A 20329-nucleotide genomic window follows, 5' to 3' on the forward strand; every position below is an offset into this window, starting at 1 on the left:
GGCCCGGGACACAGGTCCCGGGCCACCCTTGTACCGATTGCGCCTGGATTGCGGCTAACTGGCGCCTACTTCGCGGCGTTCGCCGTCTTCACCAGCTGGTCCTTGGTGACCGCGCCGACGTAGACCTTGCCGTCGTCCGTGACGAGGGCGTTGACCAGACGGGTGGACAGGACGCGGCCCTCGCCGAACTTCCCGGTGACCTTGTCCCCGAGCGAGCTCAGGAACTGCTTGGCCTCCTTCGGGGCGTTCTTGTCGTTCTCCAGCTCCTTGAGGCCCTTGCCCGCGCCCGTGTCGATCTGCGCGACCGTGGCCCAGCCCTCGCCGAGCACCTTCACGTCGCCCTTGCCCTCGGCTCCGCCGGTCAGGCCGCCCAGGCCCGGGAAGGACTCCAGGGCCTTCCAGTGCTCGTCTCCCTTGGCCCCGCCGTGCTCCTTGCCCTTCTCGGCGCCTTCCGCGCCCTCCGTCACCTTCGCGCCCTTGGGCGGGGTGAAGGCGAAGGTGTCGGCGGACGGCTTGGCGAAGTCCACCTTGGTGAAGCCCGCGTCCACGATCGGCTTGCCGCCCTGCGAGGAGAGCAGCTGCACGCGCAGCGGCACGCCGTTCTTGGCGTCCACGGAGATCTGGACCGAACCGACCGTGGAACCGCTCTGCTTGGGCTTCAGCACCAGCTGGTAGGCGTCCCGCCCGGCCACCTGCGCGGTGTCGCCGACGCTGACGTCCGTGGTCGGGCCGGCGGCCTTCAGGACGTCCTGGGCCAGCTGCTGGGGCGAGGCGGCGAGCCGGTCGTCCGCCTTGTGCTCGCCCTGTGCGGCGTTCTTCTCGTGGAAGACCTCGTTCGACTTGGAGGCGTAGCCCCACACGTCGTCGCCGTTGTGGACGAGGCTGTACTCGTCCTTGCCGTCCAGGAAGGTGAGCTTCTGGCGGTCCGGGCCGTCGGCGGCGACCCGGAAGGTGTGCGTACCGGCGGCCAGTTGCGCGACCTTGTCCTCCGGGGCGGCGGAGCCGGACGCCACGCCACCGCCGCCGAGCAGGCCGCTCGCGATCTTCGGCAGCCCCAGGTCGGTGGTGATCCGGGCCGTGCCGGACAGCTCCTGCACGTCCGAGGCCGCGATCTTCTCGATCAGCTGCTGCGCCGTCACCTTCGGCAGGTCGGGTCCGCCGGCGGTGGCGAAGGCCGGGACCATCGCGACGGTCGCCGCGGCCACACCCGCCACCGCGACCGGTACGGCGTACCGGGCGACCTTGCGAGAAGTCTTCGTGTTGGCTGCCATGTCAGTGCCCTGCCCTCTGTGTCGACGGCGGCGACCCCCGTGTCGCCGCGCTCACCCGATCTGGTGGGGTTGATGACTCCATCTGACCAAATCGGGGGCGCGTGGGCGTCAGCCCCCGGAAGCAACTGCGCGTACGACCGTGGGATGACACGGAACGGGCCCTCCCGCCCCGGCCCCTAGGGGTCGGGGTGGGAGGGCCCGTTCGTTCGTCGTGCGGCGGGGGCGTCGCGGCGGCCGCCGGACGGGGCGTCAGCCGGCCCGGTGCACCACCGCGTCGCACAGCTCCTCCAGAGCCGACTTCGCGAAGCACTCCGGCAGCGGCGCGAGCGTGGCCCGCGCGTCCTCGGCGTAGCGGATGGTGTCGCGGCGGGCCTGCTCCAGGGCCGGGTGCGCCCGCAGCCGGGTCAGCACCTCGGCGTGGCGGGCGTCGTCCGTCAGGTCGCCGTCCAGGAGCGCCACCAGCTCCTGGTCCTCCGGGCGCCCGTCGCGGGCGGCCATCTCACGCAGCCGCAGCACGGGCAGGGTGGGGATGCCCTCGCGCAGGTCGGTGCCCGGGGTCTTGCCGGACTCGTGCGCGTCGGAGGCGATGTCGAGCACGTCGTCGGCGAGCTGGAAGGCGGTGCCGAGCCGCTCGCCGTACTGGGTCAGGATGTCGACGACCGACTCGTCGGCGCCGGCCATCAGCGCGCCGAAGCGGCCGGAGACGGCGATCAGCGAGCCGGTCTTGCCGGCGATGACGTCGAGGTAGTGCTCGACCGGGTCGCGGCCGTCGCGCGGGCCGGCCGTCTCCAGGATCTGGCCGGTCACCAGCCGCTCGAAGGCCTCGGCCTGGATGCGTACGGCCTCGGGCCCGAGGTCGGCCAGGATGTGCGAGGCGCGGGCGAAGAGGAAGTCACCCGTCAGGACGGCCACCGAGTTGCCCCAGCGGGTGTTGGCGCTGGCCACTCCGCGGCGGACGTCCGCCTCGTCCATGACGTCGTCGTGGTAGAGGGTCGCCAGGTGCGTGAGCTCCACGACCACCGCGGAGGGCACGATCCCGGGCGCGTACGGATCGCCGAATCGGGACGCGAGCATCACCAGCAGCGGGCGGAACCGCTTTCCTCCGGCGCGCACGAGGTGCTGTGCGGCCTCGGTGATGAAGGGGACTTCGCTCTTGGTGGCTTCCAGCAGACCCGCCTCGACGGCGGCCAGTCCGGCCTGGACATCGGTCTCAAGAGCCTGGTCCCGCACGCTCAGTCCGAACGGCCCGACGACGGTCACGAGGGGTACTCCTGTCTGCTGACGATCACGCTGACGATCACCTGGATTGTCGATGTGTCGCTGCCATCACTCAAGCCAGCGTATCGGGTCTGTTTTCGATCACCGAGAGCGCCTGTCCGGACGCCACCCGCGCATCGCCCGAAGCGCACCGGTATGTTCTTGAGGAGCTGAAACGACCGGAGCGTGCGCTTTGTCCAGAATGACGACCGCGGCAACCCCATTCCGATGATCATCCGCACCGATTTCCCGTACGAGACCACCCGCGAGGATGTCCGGATCCCACTGGCCGACGGCGTCCTGCTGTACGCCCGCGTCTGGCGCCCGGTGACCGACGAGCCCGTGCCGGCGCTGCTGGAGTACCTCCCGTACCGGCTCACCGACTGGACCGCGCCCCGCGACTGGCAGCGCCATCCCTGGTACGCGGGACACGGCTACGCCTCCGTACGGGTGGACGTACGCGGCCACGGGTGCAGCGGCGGCCTCCCCGGCGACGAGTACGACGCCCGCGAGCTCGCCGACGGGGTCGCGGTGGTGCGGTGGCTGGCGGCCCAGCCCTGGTGCTCGGGGTCGGTGGGGATGTTCGGGATCTCCTGGGGCGGCTCCAACAGCCTCCGGATCGCCGCGCTGGCCCCCGAGCCGCTGAAGGCGGTCGTCACCGTCTGCTCGGGCGACGACCGGTACGACGACGGCGGGCACTCCATGGGCGGCTCGGTGCCGGCCGGGGACATGCACGCGTGGGCGGCGACCCTGCTGGCCTTCGCCTCGCGCCCGCCGGACCCGCTGTACGCGGGCGAGGGCTGGCGGCGGCAGTGGCTGGACCGGCTGGAGGCCGTGGAACCGCTGATCCACACCTGGCTGTCGCACCAGACCCGCGACGGCTACTGGCGCCACGGCAGCGTCCGCGAGGACTACGCGGCGATCGGCGCGGCGGTGTTCGCGGTGGGCGGCTGGCACGACCCCCACCGGGACACCGTGCTCCGGCTGGTGGAGCACCTGCCGGCCGGCCGGGTACGGGGGCTGATCGGGCCGTGGTCGCACCAGTACCCGGACCGCGGGCTGCCGCCGGGGCCGGCGATCGGCTTCCTCCAGGAGACCCTGCGCTGGTGGGACCACTGGCTCAAGGGGGTGGACAACGGCGTGATGGACGAACCGCTGCTCCGCTCCTGGATCGGCGACTCCCACCCGCCGGCGACGGTGTACGAGGAGTTGCCGGGCCGCTGGGTCGGGGACGGGGCCTGGCCGTCGGCGTCGGTCATCCCCGTCGCGTACGGGCTCCAGGGCGCGCCGGTGGCCGTCGCCTCCCCGCAGCACACCGGGCTCGACGCGGGCCGGTTCCTCCCCCTGGGCCACGACGCCGACCTGCCGCCGGACCAGCGGGAGGAGGACGCGAAGTCGGCCTGCTTCGAGTTCCCGGTGGCGGAGGGGGAGCCGGTGGAGATCCTGGGGCGGCCCTCGGTGACCGTGCGGCTGCGGCTGGACGTGCCGTACGGGCAGATCGCCGCCCGGCTGTGCGACGTGGCCCCGGACGGGTCCTCGACGCTGGTGACCCGGGGCGCGCTGAACCTGTCCGCCCGGGAGGGGCGGGACCGGGCGGTGCCGTGGCCGGTGGGCTCGTACGGGGACGTCACCTTCGAGCTGAGCGGCATCGGCCACGCCTTCGCGCCGGGTCACCGCATCCGGCTGGCCCTGTCCTCCGCCTACTGGCCGTGGATCTGGCCGCGGGCCGGCTCGGAGGCGGGCTGGACCCTGGACCCGGCGGGCAGCGAGCTGACGCTGCCGGTGCGGGCGCCGTCCTCCTCGGACGCGGGGATCGTCTTCGAGGCGCCGGAGCAGTCGCAGCCGCTGGGGGTGGTCGTCCCGGAGACGCTGGACGAACCGCGTCCGGAGCGGGTGGTGGTACGGGATGTCGCGGGCGGGCGGTGGCGGCTGGAGGTGGACCCGCGGTACGGAGGCACGCGGGTGTACCCGGACGGGCTGGAGTACGCCGAGGACGCCACCGAGTCGTACGAGATCCAGGACGCGGACCCGCTGTCGGCGCGGGCGCGCTCGGAGTGGCGGATCAGGATGCACCGGCCGGAGCTGGGCTGGGACGTGCGGATCGAGACCCGTTCCGAGACCTGGTGCGACGAGGGGGGCTTCCTGACGTCGAACGAGGTCGTCTGCCGGGAGGGGGGCGAGGTCGTCTTCCACCGGACGTGGGAACGCCGGCTCCCCCGAACCGCGGGCTGAACCGCCCTGGCGGGCGGCCCTGGGGCTCCGCCCCGGACCCCGCGCCTCAAACGCCGGAGGGGCTGGATTTCCCTGGTCTGAACGCCCGACTGCGGGCCAAAGATCCGGGGCTCCGCCCCGCACCCCCGCGCCTCAAACGCCGGAGGGGCTGGTTTTGCCCGCCACATCCAGCCCCGCCGGCGTTTGAGGCGCGGGGGTGCGGGGGCGGAGCCCCCGGAGCCGGCGGTCAGCCGAACAGGCGCTCCAGGACCACCGCGATGCCGTCCTCCTCGTTCGAGAGGGTCACCTCGTCGGCGACGGCCACCAGCTCGCGGTGGGCGTTCGCCATCGCCACCCCGTGGGCCGCCCAGGCGAACATCGGGATGTCGTTCGGCATGTCGCCGAAGGCGATCGTCGAGGAGGGCGACACCCCCAGAACCGCGGCGGCCCGCGCGAGCCCGCTCGCCTTGTCGATGCCCGGCGGCTGGAGTTCCACCGTGTGCTCCCCCGCCATCGTCACGTTCACGAGGTCCCCGACCACCGCCCGCGCCACCCGCGTCAGTTCGTCGTCGTCCAGCCGCGGGTGCTGGAGCAGCACCTTGTTGATCGGGGCCGACCACAGGTCCGACCGTCTCGGCACCCGCACCGTCGGCAGGTGCGGGTGCCACATCCGGTAGCCCGGACCCATCAGCATCTCCGCGTCGATCCCCTCCTGGTTGACCGCCGCGTAGACCTCGCCGATCTCCGCCTCGATCTTGCCGAGGGCCACCTCGGCCAGCCCGCGGTCCATGGACACGGAGTGCAGCAGGCGCCCGCGCGCCGCGTCGTACACCTGCGCGCCCTGCCCGCACACCGCGAGCCCCGTGTAGCCAAGGCTGTCCAGGACGTGCCGGACCTGCGGGACGGGTCGGCCGGTGACGATGATGTGCCGGGCGCCGGCCGCGCGGGCCGTGGCGAGCGCCGCGTACGAGCGGGCGGAGACGGTGTCACCGGCGCGCAGCAGAGTCCCGTCCAGGTCAGTGGCGATCAAGGCGTAGGGGAGGGCCGGAGGCGGGGCGGAAGTCACGGCGCCAAGGATACGGACCCCCTTGGACAAGTCCTACAAATAGCGCCCGAATCCGGCCTCCCGCAGGCCCCACCTGCCACGTAACGTGTCAACCAGCCCCCGGGACACCCCCGGACCGCGTCGAAAGCGAGGCAGTACCCCATGCCCCAGCAGAGCCCCCTCGATGTCCCCGAGGGCGACCCGTTCGGGCCGCACAACCTCCCGTACGGCGTCTTCTCGACCGCGCAGGACGGCCGTCGCCGGATCGGTGTGCGGATCGGCGGACACGTCCTCGACGCGGGGGCCGCCGCCGTCGCGCTCGGGTCCCCGTACGCCGGGCTGCTCGGTCAGTCCTCGCTCAACCCGCTGCTCGCCGCCGGGCGCACGGCCTGGCGCGACGTGCGCCGCGCGCTGACCGCCTGGGTCACCGACCCCGGCCACCGCCCCACCGTGGAGCCGCACCTCACGCCGCTCGACGCCGTCACCCTGCACCTGCCGTACGAGGTCGCGGACTACGTCGACTTCTACGCGAGCGAGCACCACGCCACCAACGTCGGACGGATCTTCCGGCCGGACGGGGACGCGCTGACCCCGAACTGGAAGCACCTGCCGATCGGTTACCACGGCCGGTCCGGGACCATCGTGGTCTCGGGGACCGACGTCGTACGGCCCTGCGGCCAGCGCAAGGCGCCCGCCGACCCCGCGCCCGTCTTCGGCCCGTCCGTCAAGCTCGACATCGAGGCCGAGGTCGGCTTCGTCGTCGGCACGCCCTCCGAGCTGGGTCGCCCGGTGGCGCTGGGCGAGTTCGAGGACCACGTCTTCGGGCTCTTCCTCCTCAACGACTGGTCGGCGCGCGACATCCAGGCCTGGGAGTACGTGCCGCTCGGCCCCTTCCTCGGCAAGTCCTTCGCGACGTCCGTCTCCGCATGGGTGACCCCGCTGGAGGCGCTGGAGGCCGCCCGGGTCGCCCCGCCCGCCCGGGACTTCCCCCTCCTGCCCTACCTGGACGACTCCGCCGTCGACCGCCCCGGCGGCTTCGACCTGCGCATCACCGTCTCCATCAACGGCCAGGAGGTGGCGCAGCCGCCGTTCGCCTCCATGTACTGGACCGCCGCGCAGCAGCTCGCGCACATGACCGTCAACGGCGCCTCCCTGCGCACCGGTGACGTGTACGGCTCCGGGACCGTCAGCGGCCCCGAGACCGGCCAGCGCGGCTCGCTGCTGGAGCTGACCTGGAACGGCCGCGACGCCATCGAACTCACCGACGGCAAGCGCACCTTCCTGGAGGACGGGGACACCGTCACCCTGACCGCCTGGGCCCCCGGGGCCGACGGCACGCGCGTGGGCCTCGGCGAGGTCACCGGCCGCATCGTGGGATCGCGGTAGTCCACACTGTGGTCGCCGGGGTGGCGGATCTTTCGGCCACCCCGGCGTAACCGCAGGTCACAGCGGTGCGCTTGAGTCGTCTGGTGGCGCAATACTGCGGCAACACCACACGTGGCACCCCGTCGGTATGTTCCGTGGCATGCCAGCCGAACGCACCGCCACGCACACCGTCCCGGTCGCCGCCGCGCGCCGGCGGCGGCTGCGCGCGGACCAGGCGCGCCAGCTCGCCGACCTGCTCCGCCACCAGATCCTGGCGGGCGCGTTTCCCGGCGGGGTCCTCCCGCTGGAGGACACCCTGGCCGCCGACTACGGCGCCGGCCGCAACACCGTCCGCCAGGCCCTCGACCTGCTGCGCGGGGAGCAGCTGGTGGAGCGCCGGCCGGGCGTCGGCACCGTCGTCGTCTGCGAGAAGTACCCGCACGGCCTGGACCGCCTCCAGGGGCTGGCCGAAACCCTCCACGAGCACGGCCGGGTCACCAACGAGGTCCGCACCGTCGGCCCCGTCCGCGCCCCCGCCCCGGTCGCGGGCCGCCTCGGCCTGCCCGAGCACGCCGACGTGCTCTACATCGAGCGGCTGCGCCGCCTGGGCGGGCTGCCGCTCTCCCTCGACCTCACCTACGTCCCGATGGACATCGGCGCCGGGCTGCTCGGCTGCGATCTGGAGAACACGGACGTCTTCCGGCTCCTGGAACGGCTCACCGGGCAGCCCCTCGGGCACGCCGAGATCACCCTGGAGGCCGTCAACGCCGACGCGCACTCCGCCGCCGTCCTCCAGGCCCCGCGCGGGGCCGCCGTCCTGATGCTGGAGCGGCTCACCCACCTCGCCGACGGACGCCCCGTGGACCTGGAGTTCATCCGCTTCCGCGGCGACCGGATCACCATGAGCGGCCTGCTGCGCCGCTCCCTCTGACCCCCTTGCGTACCCACCTTCCTGGAGACAGCCATGCCTCTGGTCCCCCAGCGCGGCGACGTGCCCGTGACCATCGACGAGTCCCTGTGCATCGACGGCTGCACGCTCTGCGTCGACATGTGTCCGCTCGACTCGCTCGCGATCCGCGAGGACAACGGCAAGGCGTACATGCACGTCGACGAGTGCTGGTACTGCGGCCCGTGCGCCGCCCGCTGCCCCACCGGCGCGGTGACCGTCAACATGCCCTACCTGCTCCGGTGAAAGGCCCTGCTCCCATGCGTACCAAGGCACTCGTGCCCGCTCTCCTCCTGCTCCTCGCCCCGCTGGCCACCGCGTGCGGCGGCGACGCGTCCGGGGCCTCGGGCTCCAGGACGGTCACCGTGACCGTCGGCTACCAGTCCAAGACCATCAACACCGTCACCGCCGGCACCCTGCTGCGCTCCCTCGGCTACTTCGAGCAGGAGCTGGCCGAGCGCGGCAAGAAGGACGGGGTCACCTACAAGGTGGACTGGCAGGACTACGCCACCGGCGCCCCCATCACCGCCCAGATGACCGCCGGGAAGATCGACATCGGTTCGATGGGTGACTTCCCGCTCCTCATCAACGCGGCGCGCGGCAAGGAGCTGGGCCAGGCCACCCATCTGGTCTCGGTGACCGGCTACAACCTGCGCGGCGGCCTCAACACCGTGGTCACCGCCCCGGATTCGAAGCTGGAGTCGCTCGCCGACCTGCGCGGCAAGAAGGTGTCGACCAGCGTCGGCTCCGCCGCCGACGGAACCCTCGTACGGGCCCTGCAGCGCGCCGGCATCGACCCGGACAGCGGCATCCAGAAGCTGAACCAGCAGCCCAGCGTGGGCGCTTCGGCGCTCCAGGCGGGCAGCGCGGACGCGCTCTCGCAGTTCGTGGCGTGGCCGGGGCAGCTGACCTACGAGGGGCGGGCGAAGGCCTTGTACGACGGCGCCGAGCTGAACCTGCCGACCTTCCACGGCGTCACCGTGCGCGAGAAGTTCGCGCGCGAACGGGCCGGCGTACTGGACGACTTCCTGCGCGCGCAGCGCCGGGCCACCGATCACCTGCGGACGGAGCCGGTCGCGGCCGCCGAGTCGGTGGCCAAGGAGACCGGCCTGCCGGCGGAGGTGGTGTACCTCTACAACGGGGCGAACGGCATCGCGACCTTCGACCCGGCCCTGCGCCCGGAACTGGTCGACGCGCTGAAGCAGGACGTGCCGGTCCTGAAGGCGGCCAAGCTGGTCGGCGACGTGGACGTGGACGGCTTCGTGGACGCCGAGCCCCTGAAGCGGGCCGCGGCGGGCGCGCCGGAGTACCCGAAGGCGGCGGCCGCGCGCCCCGAACTGTGGCTCAAGGGGCAGGCCCGCACGCAGAGCTTCGACTCCCCGCGCGAGCTGCTCAAGGCCGCGCGCGGTGCGGACGTCCGGGCGGCGTACGTGCCGGACGCGGTGACGGGGACGCTGTGGTTCGCGGACAAGGCGGTGTGGGTGGCCGAGGGCCCCGAGCTGCGGGCCTTCGTCACGCCGGCCGGCGCGAAGGCGTACGTCGACCAGCACCGGGAGTCCGGGGCGCGGGTCGTGAGCTTCGCCGAAGCCGGAGCGCTGGCGTCATGACGGCCGGGCGCTGGGCGCTGCGGGCGGTTTCGCTCGGCGCGGCCCTGCTCCTGTGGCAGGGGCTGACCTCGCTGGACGTGAACCTGTGGCTGCGTTTCGAGCAGTTCCCGACGGTGGACGAGGTGGCGTCGGCGTTCGCACGGCGGGCGGGGGCCGCGGCGTACTGGCAGGACCTCGGTTCCAGCCTGCGCCGGATCGTGGCGGGCTTCGCGCTCGCCGCGGTCCTGGGCGTGGCGGCGGGCACGGCGATCGCCCGGTCCCGGATCGCGGCCGATCTGCTGGGCCCGCTGCTGGAGGTGGCGCGGCCGGTCCCGGCCATCGCGCTCGTCCCGGTGGCGATCCTCCTCTTCCCCACCAACGAGCAGGGGATCGTCTTCATCACCTGCGCGGCCGCCTTCTTCCCGGTGCTGGTCTCGACGCGGCACGCGGTGGGGGCGCTGTCGCCGGTGTGGGAGGAGGCGGTGCTGACGATGGGCGGGGGCCGGGCGCGGATCCTGTTCTCCGTGGTCCTGCCGGGGGCCCTGCCGGGCATCTTCGGGGGGCTGTCCGTCGGCATCGGGGTGTCCTGGATCTGCGTGATCTCGGCCGAGATGATCTCCGGGGAGTACGGCGTCGGCTACCGCACCTGGCAGGACTACACGGTGGTCGACTACCCCGGCGTCTTCGTCGGCATGGTCACCATCGGCGCCCTCGGCTGGCTCACGGCGACCGGGGTCGAGCTGCTGGGCCGCCGCCTCACGTCCTGGCTGCCCCGGCCCGCCGTCTCCCCGCCTCCGGCCGCCGCATCCCGGACCTCCCGCCCGGCCCGGCTGCCGCTGCGGCCCCCGGCCGGGCGGGCTCTCCAGCCGGTGCGGCGTGGGGGCGCACCCGGCGCGGAGCTCTGGGACGGGGACGCAGCCCCCGGAAACGACGACAGGGCGGGCAGGGGAACAGCCCCGCAGGCCACGACCACCGGAGGGACGCTGAAGTGACCACCACCCCGACCGCCCGAAGGACCGGCGCCGCCCTCGCCCTGCGCGGGGCACGGCTCGGGCACCGCGAGGGCGTCATCCTCGACGGGCTCGACCTCACGGTCGGGGCAGGCGAGGTACTGGCGGTCGTCGGCCCCTCCGGATGCGGGAAGTCCACACTGCTGCGCACCCTGGCCGGGCTGCTGCCGCCCCTCGGCGGCGTGGTCGAGCAGGACGGCGCCCCCGTCACCGGCCCGGCCGCCGACCGCGCCCTGGTCTTCCAGGACGACGCCCTCCTCCCCTGGCGCACGGTCCGCGCCAATGTCGAACTCCCCCTGGCCATCGGGCGGACCGGCCCCGCGGCCGGGTCCCGGCTGCCCCGCGCCGAGCGGCGGCGCGTGGCCGAGGAGTGGCTGGAGCGGGTGGGGCTCGCCGCGCACGCGAACCGGCTGCCGCACCAGCTCTCCGGCGGCCAGCGCCAGCGCGTACAGCTGGCCCGCGCCCTCGCCGCGCGCCCCCGCGCCGTCCTCATGGACGAACCCTTCGGCGCGCTCGACGCCCAGACCCGGGCCGAGATGCAGGACCTCCTCGTGGACGTACTCGCCGGCACCGGCGCGACCGTCGTCTTCGTCACCCACGACGTGGACGAGGCCCTCTTCGTCGGCGACCGCGTCGCCGTGCTCGGCACCGGCCGTGCCCTCGACGTACTCGACGTCCCGCACCCCCGGGACCGCGCCCGCGCGGCCGCGCACGCCGCCCTGCGGCAGCAGATCATCGACTCCCTCTGACCGAACGGAAAGGCAACCCACCGTGGACATCCCCGCGATCGGCGACGCCGAGGAACTCTCCTGCGACGTCCTCGTCATCGGCGGCGGCACCGCCGGCACGATGGCCGCGCTGACCGCCGCCGAGCGCGGGGCCCGCGTCCTGCTCCTGGAGAAGGCGCACGTCCGCCACTCCGGCGCCCTCGCCATGGGCATGGACGGGGTCAACAACGCCGTCGTCCCCGGCCGCGCCGAGCCCGACGACTATGTCGCCGAGATCACCCGCGCCAACGACGGCGTCGTCGACCAGTCCACGGTCCGCCAGACCGCCACCCGCGGTTTCGCGATGGTCCAGCGCCTGGAGTCGTACGGGGTGAAGTTCGAGAAGGACGAGCACGGCGAGTACGCGGTGCGCCAGGTCCACCGCTCGGGCTCCTACGTGCTGCCCATGCCCGAGGGCAAGGACGTCAAGAAGGTCCTCTACCGGCAGCTGCGGCGCCGCGAGATGCGCGAGCGGATCCGCATCGAGAACCGGGTGATGCCGGTCCGCGTCCTCACCTCGCCCGAGGACGGCCGGGCGATCGGCGCGGCCGCCTTCAACACCCGCACCGGCGCCTTCGTGACCGTGCGCGCGGGGGCGGTGATCCTCGCGACGGGCCCGTGCGGCCGGCTCGGCCTGCCGGCCTCCGGCTACCTCTACGGGACGTACGAGAACCCGACCAACGCGGGCGACGGCTACGCCATGGCCTACCACGCGGGCGCCGCGCTGACCGGGATCGAGTGCTTCCAGATCAACCCGCTGATCAAGGACTACAACGGGCCGGCGTGCGCGTACGTCGCGAACCCCTTCGGCGGCTACCAGGTCAACCGGCACGGCGAGCGGTTCGTGGACTCCGACTACTGGTCCGGCCAGATGATGGCGGAGTTCGCGGCCGAACTCGCCTCCGACCGGGCGCCCGTGTACCTGAAGCTGAGCCACCTCCCCGAGGAGTCGGTGGCCTCCCTCGAATCGATCCTGCACACCACCGAGCGGCCCACGCGCGGCACCTTCCACGAGGGCCGCGGCCACGACTACCGCACGCACGACATCGAGATGCACATCTCGGAGATCGGCCTGTGCGGGGGCCACTCCGCCTCGGGCGTGCGCGTCGACGACCACGCGCGCACCACCGTGCCCCGGCTGTACGCCGCCGGGGACCTGGCCTCCGTACCGCACAACTACATGATCGGGGCGTTCGTCTTCGGTGACCTGGCGGGCGCCGACGCCTCCCGGTACACGGCGTACGACGGCGAGTTGCCGGCCGGCCAGCTGGCGGAGGCCCACGAACTGATCTACCGTCCGCTGCGCCGGCCCGACGGGCCGCCGCAGCCGCAGGTGGAGTACAAGCTGCGGCGGTTCGTCAACGACTACGTGGCGCCGCCGAAGACGGGCGCGAAGCTGTCCCTCGCCGTGGAGGCCTTCGCCCGTATGGAGTCCGAGATCGCCGAGATGGGCGCGCGGACGGCCCACGAGCTGATGCGGTGCGCGGAGGTGTCCTTCATCCGCGACTGCGCGGAGATGGCGGCCCGGTCCTCGCTGGCCCGGACGGAGTCCCGCTGGGGCCTCTACCACGAGCGGCTCGACCACCCGGAGCGGGACGACGCGGGCTGGCTGCACCATCTGGACCTGCGCAAGTCCGCTTCGGGGGCGATGGAGTTCACGGCCCGGCCCGTGGAGCCGTACCTGGTCCCGGTGGACGGCTTCACCCCGGAGGGCGGCCCCGAACGCCACCTGGGCGAGGTGGAACTCGTCGCGGTGGCGACCGCCGGGCCCCGGGAGGCGGCTCCGGCGCGGGCCGGCGGGGGCACGGGGCCGGGATCCGGCCCGGCGGAGTCCGCAGCCGCGGGGGCGGAACCGGGCACCGGGGCGGGCGCCGCAGCCGGTGAGCCCGCCGGCTCCGAGGGCGGGGGGACCGGATCGCCGCGGATCCTCGAACTGCTCGCCCTCGCCGAGGAGTCCCCCGACCTGGCCGCCCTGCGGCCCTACCTGACCGACCCCGACCCCGCGGTCCGGTCGGCCGCGGTCGCCGCACTCGGCGAGACCGTGCCGCCCGGGGCCGGGCCCGCGCTGACGCTGCGCCTGGCGGACGCGGCTCCCGCCGTACGGGCCGCCGCCGCGGGCGCGCTGCGCGAGCTGCTGGAGGTACTGCCGGGCAGCCCGGAGCTGGGCGCCGGGCTGCGCGCCGCCCTCGCCGTGCCGGACGCCGTGGTGCGCGCGGCCGCGCTGGAGGCACTGCGCGTGCTGCGGCTGGGCGACGCCGAGCTGTATGCCGTGTCGCTGGCCGATGCCGAACCGGAGGTCCGGATCCACGCCGTGCGGGCGCTGGTGTCGGTGGACGCGGTACCGGCGCTGACCGTCGCCGCCGCGGACCCGGCGCGCGAGGTCCGGGTGGCCGTCGCCAAGGGACTCGCCGCCGTGCGGGACCCCGCCCCGGCCTCGCTCGACCCGCTGCTCGGCGACCCCGATCCGCTGGTGCGGGGCGCCGCCTTCGGGGCGCTGGCCCACGCCGGCTGCCCGGCGGGGTACGCCGGGCCCGCGGTGGCGGCGCTGGCCGATCCCACCTGGCAGGTCCGGGCGGGGGCCGCCGCCGCGCTGTCGGCCGCCGCCGCGGAGGCGGCCGTACCGGCCCTGGCCAAGGCGCTGGCCGACCCGAACGCGGACGTCCGCAAGGCGGCGGTCCTGGCCCTGCGGGCCCACCGCGGCACCGAGGAGGCCCGCGCCGCCCTCGCCACGGCCGTCACCGACCCGGACGCGGACGTCCGCGCGTACGCGGCCCGCGCCTGACGGGGGCCGGGTCCGACGGGCCGGGCCCGACGCGGCCGGGCCTGACGCGGCCGGGCCTGACGCGGCCGCGTCAGGCCCGGCCCAACCCGGCTCCGCCGTGCCCCCGTTTGGGGGCGCGCCGCGTGCGCGGTGGGTTCCCGGCCGGGATGGTGGACGGACGACCGGTACCGGGAACCCGTACTCCGTACCCCACCGCGAGGAGCCGCCCCCATGCCCGTACGCAGCCCGAAGACCGTCCTCGCCTGCGCGGCCGCCGTGGCGCTGGGCCTGGCCGCCGTGGCCCCGGCCCATGCCGTGGAGGGGCCGGCCCCCGACCCGCACGACCACAAGGCCATGAAGGACATGGCGACGGCGGTCGCGGTGACCGCCAAGTACGCCGACGAGCGGGAGGCGCTCAAGGACGGCTACGTCCCGCACGGCCAGGAGTGCATGACCAACCCGTTCGGGGTGGGCTCCATGGGCTACCACTACGTCAAACAGGCCAACTGGGGTTCCAAGGACCCCGCCAGGCCGACCGCTCTGCTCTACAGCACGCAGAAGGACCGCCACGGACGGCGCAAGCTCCAGACCGTGGAGTGGATGGCCACCGACGGGGACCAGGACCTGAAGACCAGCGACGACCGCCCGAGCATGTTCGGGCTGCCCTTCGACGGTCCGATGCCGGGCCACTGGGCGGGCATGCCCAAGCACTACGACCTCCACATGTGGGCGTACGAGGAGAACCCGGCGGGCCGTTTCCACAACTGGAACCCGGCGCTGACCTGTCCGGGGAAGTCCGCCGCCCCGGCGCAGCCCGCGCACCCGCACGGCCGCTGACCGGTGGCGCACGGCAAAGGGCCCGGCCCCCCGTCGAGGGGGGCCGGGCCCTTGCCCGTGCCGTGCGGACCGGGTCAGCGGACGAAGGTGCTCGCCTGCCCCGCCAGGTCCAGGAAGTACTGCGGGGCCACGCCCAGGACCAGCGTGACCGCGACGCCCACCGCGATGGTGGTCATCGTCAGCGGCGAGGGGACGGCCACCGTCGGGCCGTCGGCCTTCGGCTCGCTGAAGAACATCAGGACGATCACCCGGATGTAGAAGAACGCGGCGATCGCGGACGAGATGACACCGACCACGACCAGCGCCCCCGCGCCGCCCTCCGCCGCCGCCTTGAAGACGGCGAACTTGCCGGCGAAGCCGGAGGTCAGCGGAATGCCCGCGAAGGCCAGCAGGAAGACGGCGAACACGGCCGCCGTCAGCGGCGAACGACGCCCCAGACCCGCCCACTTGGACAGGTGTGTGGCCTCGCCGCCGGCGTCCCGCACCAGCGTGACCACCGCGAAGGCGCCGATCGTCACGAAGGAGTACGCGCCCAGGTAGAACAGGACGGACTTGACGCCCTCCGCCGAGGTGGCGATCACACCGGCCAGGATGAAGCCCGCGTGCGCGATCGAGGAGTACGCCAGGAGCCGCTTGACGTCCGTCTGGGTCACGGCGATGACCGCGCCCGCCAGCATCGTGACGATGGCCACCGCCCACATCACCGGCCGCCAGTCCCACCGCAGACCCGGCAGGACCACGTACAGCAGCCGCAGCAGCGCGCCGAAGGCGGCCACCTTCGTCGCCGCCGCCATGAAGCCGGTGACCGGGGTCGGGGCACCCTGGTAGACGTCCGGGGTCCACATGTGGAAGGGGACGGCGCCGACCTTGAAGAGCAGGCCCATCAGGATCAGCGCGCCGCCGATCAGCAGCAGCGCGTCGTTGCCCATGGTGGAGGCAAGCGCCGGGTCGATCTTCGAGACCGTGCCGTCGACCACGTCGGCGATGGCCGCGTACGAGACCGAGCCCGCGTACCCGTAGAGCAGCGCGATGCCGAACAGCAGGAAGGCGGACGAGAAGGCGCCCAGCAAGAAGTACTTGACCGCGGCCTCCTGCGACATCAGCCGCTGGCGGCGGGCGACGGCGCAGAGCAGGTACAGCGGGAGCGAGAAGACCTCCAGCGCGATGAACAGCGTCAGCAGGTCGTCGGCCGCCGGGAAGATCAGCATCCCGGAGATCGCGAACAGGGCGAGCGGGAAGACCTCGGTGGTGGTGAAGCCCGCCTTGACGGCGGCCTTCTCGCTCTCGCTGCCCGGTACGGACGCCGCCTGGGCCGCGAAGGAGTCCACCCGGTTGCCGTGGGCGGCCGGGTCGAGGCGCCGTTCCGCGAAGGTGAACACCGCGACGACCGAGGCCAGCAGGATGGTGCCCTGCAGGAACAGTGCCGGGCCGTCGACGGCGATGGCGCCCATCGCCGCGATGTGGGCCTTGGTGGACCCGTACCCGCCGGCCGCGAGGCCGACGACCGCCGCGAAGGCCGAGGCCAGCGCGGCGACGGCGAGGAACACCTGGACCGCGTAACGGGACTTGCGCGGTACGAAGGCCTCGACGAGGACTCCGAGAACGGCCGCACCCACCACGATCAGCGTGGGCGCGAGCTGTGCGTACTCGATCTTCGGTGCCGGGATCCGGTCGGCCGGAGCGGCCGCCGCCAGTGTCCACAGGCTGTGGGCAGCAGTCACCGTGCTCACTTCGCCGCCTCCCCATTCTTGGCCTCGACGGCGACCTCGGGCTTCGGGTCCGTCTGCTTCACGTCCGACAGGGTGTGCTCCACCGCCGGGTTGACGATGTCGGTCAGCACCTTCGGGTACACGCCCAGCCCGATCAGCAGGGCGATCAGCGGAGCGACCACCAGCAGCTCGCGCAGGCGCAGGTCCGGCATGGTGCGGACCTCCTCCTTCACCGGGCCGGTCATCGTGCGCTGGTAGAGCACCAGCGTGTAGAGCGCGGCCAGCACGATGCCGATGGTGGCGATGATGCCGACCACCGGGTACCGGGCGAAGGTGCCGACCAGGACCAGGAACTCACTGACGAAGGGGGCGAGCCCGGGCAGGGAGAGGGTGGCCAGGCCGCCGACCAGGAAGGTGCCGGCGAGGACCGGGGCCACCTTCTGGACGCCGCCGTAGTCGGCGATGAGCCGCGAGCCGCGCCGCGAGATCAGGAAGCCGGCCACCAGCATCAGCGCGGCGGTGGAGATCCCGTGGTTGACCATGTAGAGCGTCGCCCCGGACTGGCCCTGGGAGGTCATCGCGAAGATGCCCAGGATGATGAATCCGAAGTGCGAGATCGAGGCGTAGGCGACCAGCCGCTTGATGTCCCGCTGCCCGACCGCGACCAGCGCGCCGTAGACGATGCTGATCAGGGCCAGGACGAGGATCACCGGCGTGGCCCACTTGCTCGCCTCGGGGAAGAGCCCGAGGCAGAAGCGGAGCATCGCGAAGGTGCCGACCTTGTCGACAACCGCGGTGATCAGGACCGCGACCGGGGCGGTGGCCTCGCCCATCGCGTTCGGCAGCCAGGTGTGCAGCGGCCACAGCGGGGCCTTCACCGCGAAGGCGAAGAAGAAACCGAGGAAGAGCAGCCGCTCGGTGTTGGTCGCCATGTCCAGCGTGCCCGCGGCACGGGCGGCGGCGATCTCCTGGAGCGAGAAGTTCCCGGCGACCACGTAGAGCCCGATGACCGCGGCCAGCATGATCAGGCCGCCGACCAGGTTGTAGAGGAGGAACTTGACCGCCGCGTACGAGCGCTGTGCGGCCGCGTTCTCGTCGGAACCCGAGTGAGCCCGGTCCCCGAAGCCGCCGATGAGGAAGTACATCGGGATGAGCATGGCTTCGAAGAAGATGTAGAAGACAAAGACGTCGGTGGCCTCGAAGGAGATGATCACCATCGCCTCGACCAGCAGGATCAGGGCGAAGAAGCCCTGGGTCGGCCGCCAGCGCGACGAGGAGGTCTCCAGCGGGTCGGCGTCGTGCCAGCCGGCCGCGATCACGAAGGGGATCAGCAGTGCGGTGAGCGCGATGAGCGCCACCCCGATGCCGTCCACGCCCAGCTCGTAGCGCACGCCGAAGTCGGCGATCCAGGGGCGGGATTCGGTGAGCTGGTAGCGGTCGCCACCGGGCTCGAAGCGGACCGCGACGAGCACGGCCAGCGCCAGGGTCGCCAGCGAGAAGAGCAGCGCCAGCCACTTGGCGGCGGTCCTGCGGGCGGCCGGGACGGCCGCCGTCAGGATCGCACCGGCCGCGGGCACCGCGGCCGTCACCGTCAGCAGGGGAAAGGACATGTCACACCGCCCTCATCAGCAGGGTCGCGGCGACCAGGATCGCCGTGCCCCCGAACATCGAGACCGCGTAGCTGCGGGCGTAGCCGTTCTGGAGCTTGCGCAGCCGGCCCGACAGCCCGCCGACCGAGGCGGCCGTCCCGTTGACCACTCCGTCGACGAGGCTGTGGTCCAGGTACACGAGCGAGCGGGTCAGGTGCTCCCCGCCGCGCACCAGCACGACGTGGTTGAAGTCGTCCTGGAGCAGGTCCCGCCGGGCCGCCCGGGTGAGGAGCGAGCCGCGGGGGGCGACGACCGGGACGGGCCTGCGGCCGTACATCGCCCAGGCGATGCCGACGCCGACGACGAGGACGACCATGGTCGACAGCGTCACCGTCATGGCGCTGACCGGCGGGTGGCCGTGCTCGTGCCCGGTGACGGGCTCCAGCCACTTCAGGAACCGGTCGCCGATGCCGAAGAACCCGCCGGCGAACACCGACCCGAAGGCCAGCACGATCATCGGGATGGTCATCGACTTCGGGGACTCGTGGGGGTGCGGCAGCTCTCCCGCGTGGTGCTCGGCGGCCGGCTCGGCGCTCGGGACCTCGTCCGCGTCGGGGGCCGGCTGCCAGCGCTTCTCGCCGAAGAAGGTGAGGAGCATGACGCGGGTCATGTAGAACGCGGTGATCGCCGCGCCCAGCAGGGCCACTCCGCCCAGGATCCAGCCCTCGGTACCGCCCTTCGCGAAGGCGGCATCGATGATGCGGTCCTTGGAGAAGAAGCCGGACAGGCCCGGGAAGCCGATGATGGCCAGGTAGCCGAGGCCGAAGGTGACGAAGGTGACCGGCATGTACGTGCGCAGGGCGCCGTACTTGCGCATGTCGACCTCGTCGTTCATCCCGTGCATCACGGAACCGGCGCCCAGGAAGAGACCGGCCTTGAAGAAGCCGTGCGTGACCAGGTGCATGATCGCGAAGACGTACCCGATCGGGCCGAGGCCCGCGGCGAGGATCATGTAGCCGATCTGCGACATCGTCGACCCGGCGAGGGCCTTCTTGATGTCGTCCTTCGCGCAACCGACGATCGCACCGAAGAGGAGCGTGACCGCGCCGACCACGGTGACCGCCAGCTGGGCGTCGGGCGCCCCGTTGAAGACGGCTCCGGAGCGGACGATCAGGTAGACGCCGGCGGTCACCATGGTGGCCGCGTGGATGAGGGCCGAGACCGGGGTCGGGCCCTCCATCGCGTCACCGAGCCAGGACTGCAGCGGCACCTGGGCCGACTTGCCGCAGGCGGCCAGCAGCAGCATCAGGCCGATCGCCGTCAGCGTGCCTTCCGAGGTCTTGCCCACCGAGGCGAGCACCGGCTCGAACGCGAAGGTCCCGAAGGTGGTGAACATCAGCATGATCGCGATCGACAGGCCCATGTCGCCGACCCGGTTGACCAGGAAGGCCTTCTTCGCGGCGGTGGCCGCGCTGGGCTTGTGCTGCCAGAAGCCGATCAGGAGGTAGGAGGCGAGGCCCACGCCCTCCCAGCCGAAGTACAGCAGCAGGTAGTTGTCGGCGATGACCAGCAGGAGCATCGCCGCGACGAACAGGTTGAGGTAGCCGAAGAAGCGGCGGCGGCGCTCGTCGTGCTCCATGTACCCGATCGAGTACATGTGGATGAGCGTGCCCACCCCGGAGATCAGCAGGACGAAGGTCATCGACAGCTGGTCGAGCTGGAAGGCGATGTCCGCCTGGAAGCCCTCCACCGGCACCCAGCTGAACAGCCGCTGGTGCAGGGCCCGGTCCTCGGCGCCGCGTCCCAGCATGTCGGCGAACAGCGCCGCGCCGATGCCGAAGGAGACGGCGGCGAGGACGGTGCCGATCCAGTGGCCGGACTTGTCGAGGCGCCGGCCGCCGCACAGCAGCACCGCCGCTCCGAGCAGGGGCGCTGCCACCAGCAGCGCAATCAGATTCTCCACTGTGAACGCCCC

General features: G+C 72.9%; 15 protein-coding genes. 9 read left to right on the top strand and 6 right to left on the bottom strand.

Annotated features, from left to right (window positions below):
• Window positions 1-65 precede the first annotated feature (65 nt).
• Both ACIP5M_RS26385 and ACIP5M_RS26390 read right to left on the bottom strand, forming a co-directional pair.
• Window positions 66-1271, bottom strand: coding sequence for an outer membrane lipoprotein carrier protein LolA (locus ACIP5M_RS26385; protein ID WP_401201354.1), 1206 nt, complete (start codon window positions 1269-1271; stop codon window positions 66-68).
• Window positions 1272-1520: 249 nt separating this feature from the next.
• Window positions 1521-2531, bottom strand: a complete 1011-nt coding sequence (locus tag ACIP5M_RS26390; RefSeq protein WP_401201356.1) for a polyprenyl synthetase family protein — start codon at window positions 2529-2531, stop codon at window positions 1521-1523.
• Window positions 2532-2756: 225 nt separating this feature from the next.
• Here ACIP5M_RS26390 and ACIP5M_RS26395 point away from each other — a divergent pair, with 225 nt between their 5' ends.
• Window positions 2757-4760, top strand: coding sequence for a CocE/NonD family hydrolase (locus tag ACIP5M_RS26395; protein ID WP_401201357.1), 2004 nt, complete (start codon window positions 2757-2759; stop codon window positions 4758-4760).
• 226 nt (window positions 4761-4986) lie between these two features.
• On the opposite strand, the gene ACIP5M_RS26400 is transcribed toward ACIP5M_RS26395, so the two are convergent.
• Window positions 4987-5805, bottom strand: a complete 819-nt coding sequence (locus ACIP5M_RS26400; protein ID WP_401201359.1) for a Cof-type HAD-IIB family hydrolase — start codon at window positions 5803-5805, stop codon at window positions 4987-4989.
• A gap of 141 nt (window positions 5806-5946) precedes the next feature.
• Here ACIP5M_RS26400 and fahA point away from each other — a divergent pair, with 141 nt between their 5' ends.
• The 8 genes from fahA (at window position 5947) to ACIP5M_RS26440 (ending at window position 15056) form a co-directional block, all read left to right on the top strand.
• The gene (gene fahA / locus ACIP5M_RS26405; protein ID WP_401201360.1) at window positions 5947-7170 is read left to right on the top strand and encodes a fumarylacetoacetase; all 1224 of its coding nucleotides are present in this window, start codon (window positions 5947-5949) and stop codon (window positions 7168-7170) included.
• A gap of 139 nt (window positions 7171-7309) precedes the next feature.
• Window positions 7310-8080: a GntR family transcriptional regulator gene (locus ACIP5M_RS26410; protein ID WP_401201361.1), complete on the top strand. Its 771-nt coding sequence runs from the start codon at window positions 7310-7312 to the stop codon at window positions 8078-8080.
• 33 nt (window positions 8081-8113) lie between these two features.
• The gene (locus tag ACIP5M_RS26415; RefSeq protein WP_030710222.1) at window positions 8114-8341 is read left to right on the top strand and encodes a ferredoxin family protein; all 228 of its coding nucleotides are present in this window, start codon (window positions 8114-8116) and stop codon (window positions 8339-8341) included.
• A gap of 14 nt (window positions 8342-8355) precedes the next feature.
• The gene (locus ACIP5M_RS26420) at window positions 8356-9702 is read left to right on the top strand and encodes an ABC transporter substrate-binding protein (protein ID WP_401201362.1); all 1347 of its coding nucleotides are present in this window, start codon (window positions 8356-8358) and stop codon (window positions 9700-9702) included.
• Window positions 9699-10673 carry an ABC transporter permease gene (locus tag ACIP5M_RS26425; RefSeq protein WP_401201364.1) on the top strand — a complete coding sequence of 325 codons (975 nt, stop codon included), beginning with the start codon at window positions 9699-9701 and terminating at the stop codon, window positions 10671-10673. Before ACIP5M_RS26420 ends, ACIP5M_RS26425 begins: the two co-directional genes overlap by 4 nt.
• A complete protein-coding gene (locus ACIP5M_RS26430) occupies window positions 10670-11440 on the top strand; it encodes an ABC transporter ATP-binding protein (RefSeq protein WP_401201365.1) in 771 nt (256 codons plus the stop codon). The genes ACIP5M_RS26425 and ACIP5M_RS26430 overlap by 4 nt, the downstream gene beginning before the upstream one ends.
• Window positions 11441-11462: 22 nt before the next feature.
• Window positions 11463-14240, top strand: a complete 2778-nt coding sequence (locus tag ACIP5M_RS26435) for a fumarate reductase/succinate dehydrogenase flavoprotein subunit (RefSeq protein WP_401201367.1) — start codon at window positions 11463-11465, stop codon at window positions 14238-14240.
• Window positions 14241-14450: 210 nt separating this feature from the next.
• A complete protein-coding gene (locus ACIP5M_RS26440) occupies window positions 14451-15056 on the top strand; it encodes a hypothetical protein (protein WP_401201368.1) in 606 nt (201 codons plus the stop codon).
• A 74-nt stretch (window positions 15057-15130) separates the two neighbouring features.
• On the opposite strand, the gene nuoN is transcribed toward ACIP5M_RS26440, so the two are convergent.
• From nuoN to nuoL, 3 genes are read right to left on the bottom strand one after another with little or no spacing between them, the layout of a single operon-like run.
• The gene (gene nuoN / locus ACIP5M_RS26445; RefSeq protein WP_401201369.1) at window positions 15131-16786 is read right to left on the bottom strand and encodes an NADH-quinone oxidoreductase subunit NuoN; all 1656 of its coding nucleotides are present in this window, start codon (window positions 16784-16786) and stop codon (window positions 15131-15133) included.
• On the bottom strand, window positions 16783-18375 hold the full coding sequence (locus tag ACIP5M_RS26450; protein ID WP_401201371.1) for an NADH-quinone oxidoreductase subunit M: 1593 nt from the start codon (window positions 18373-18375) through the stop codon (window positions 16783-16785). Before ACIP5M_RS26450 ends, nuoN begins: the two co-directional genes overlap by 4 nt.
• Before the next feature lies 1 nt (window position 18376).
• A complete protein-coding gene (gene nuoL / locus ACIP5M_RS26455) occupies window positions 18377-20317 on the bottom strand; it encodes an NADH-quinone oxidoreductase subunit L (protein WP_401201372.1) in 1941 nt (646 codons plus the stop codon).
• Between the last annotated feature and the right edge of the window lie 12 nt (window positions 20318-20329).

This window comes from Streptomyces sp. NPDC088762 (assembly GCF_044750905.1).
In the GTDB taxonomy this organism is placed as follows: Bacteria; Actinomycetota; Actinomycetes; order Streptomycetales; family Streptomycetaceae; genus Streptomyces.

What these genes read in the sequence shown, in the direction of transcription:
- ACIP5M_RS26385 (WP_401201354.1), bottom strand. Translation starts at nt 1,271, where the DNA reads ATGGCAGCCAACACGAAGACTTCTCGCAAGGTCGCCCGGTACGCCGTA.
- ACIP5M_RS26395 (WP_401201357.1), top strand. Translation starts at nt 2,757, where the DNA reads ATGATCATCCGCACCGATTTCCCGTACGAGACCACCCGCGAGGATGTC.
- fahA (WP_401201360.1), top strand. Translation starts at nt 5,947, where the DNA reads ATGCCCCAGCAGAGCCCCCTCGATGTCCCCGAGGGCGACCCGTTCGGG.
- ACIP5M_RS26410 (WP_401201361.1), top strand. Translation starts at nt 7,310, where the DNA reads ATGCCAGCCGAACGCACCGCCACGCACACCGTCCCGGTCGCCGCCGCG.
- ACIP5M_RS26415 (WP_030710222.1), top strand. Translation starts at nt 8,114, where the DNA reads ATGCCTCTGGTCCCCCAGCGCGGCGACGTGCCCGTGACCATCGACGAG.
- ACIP5M_RS26420 (WP_401201362.1), top strand. Translation starts at nt 8,356, where the DNA reads ATGCGTACCAAGGCACTCGTGCCCGCTCTCCTCCTGCTCCTCGCCCCG.
- ACIP5M_RS26425 (WP_401201364.1), top strand. Translation starts at nt 9,699, where the DNA reads ATGACGGCCGGGCGCTGGGCGCTGCGGGCGGTTTCGCTCGGCGCGGCC.
- ACIP5M_RS26440 (WP_401201368.1), top strand. Translation starts at nt 14,451, where the DNA reads ATGCCCGTACGCAGCCCGAAGACCGTCCTCGCCTGCGCGGCCGCCGTG.
- ACIP5M_RS26450 (WP_401201371.1), bottom strand. Translation starts at nt 18,375, where the DNA reads ATGTCCTTTCCCCTGCTGACGGTGACGGCCGCGGTGCCCGCGGCCGGT.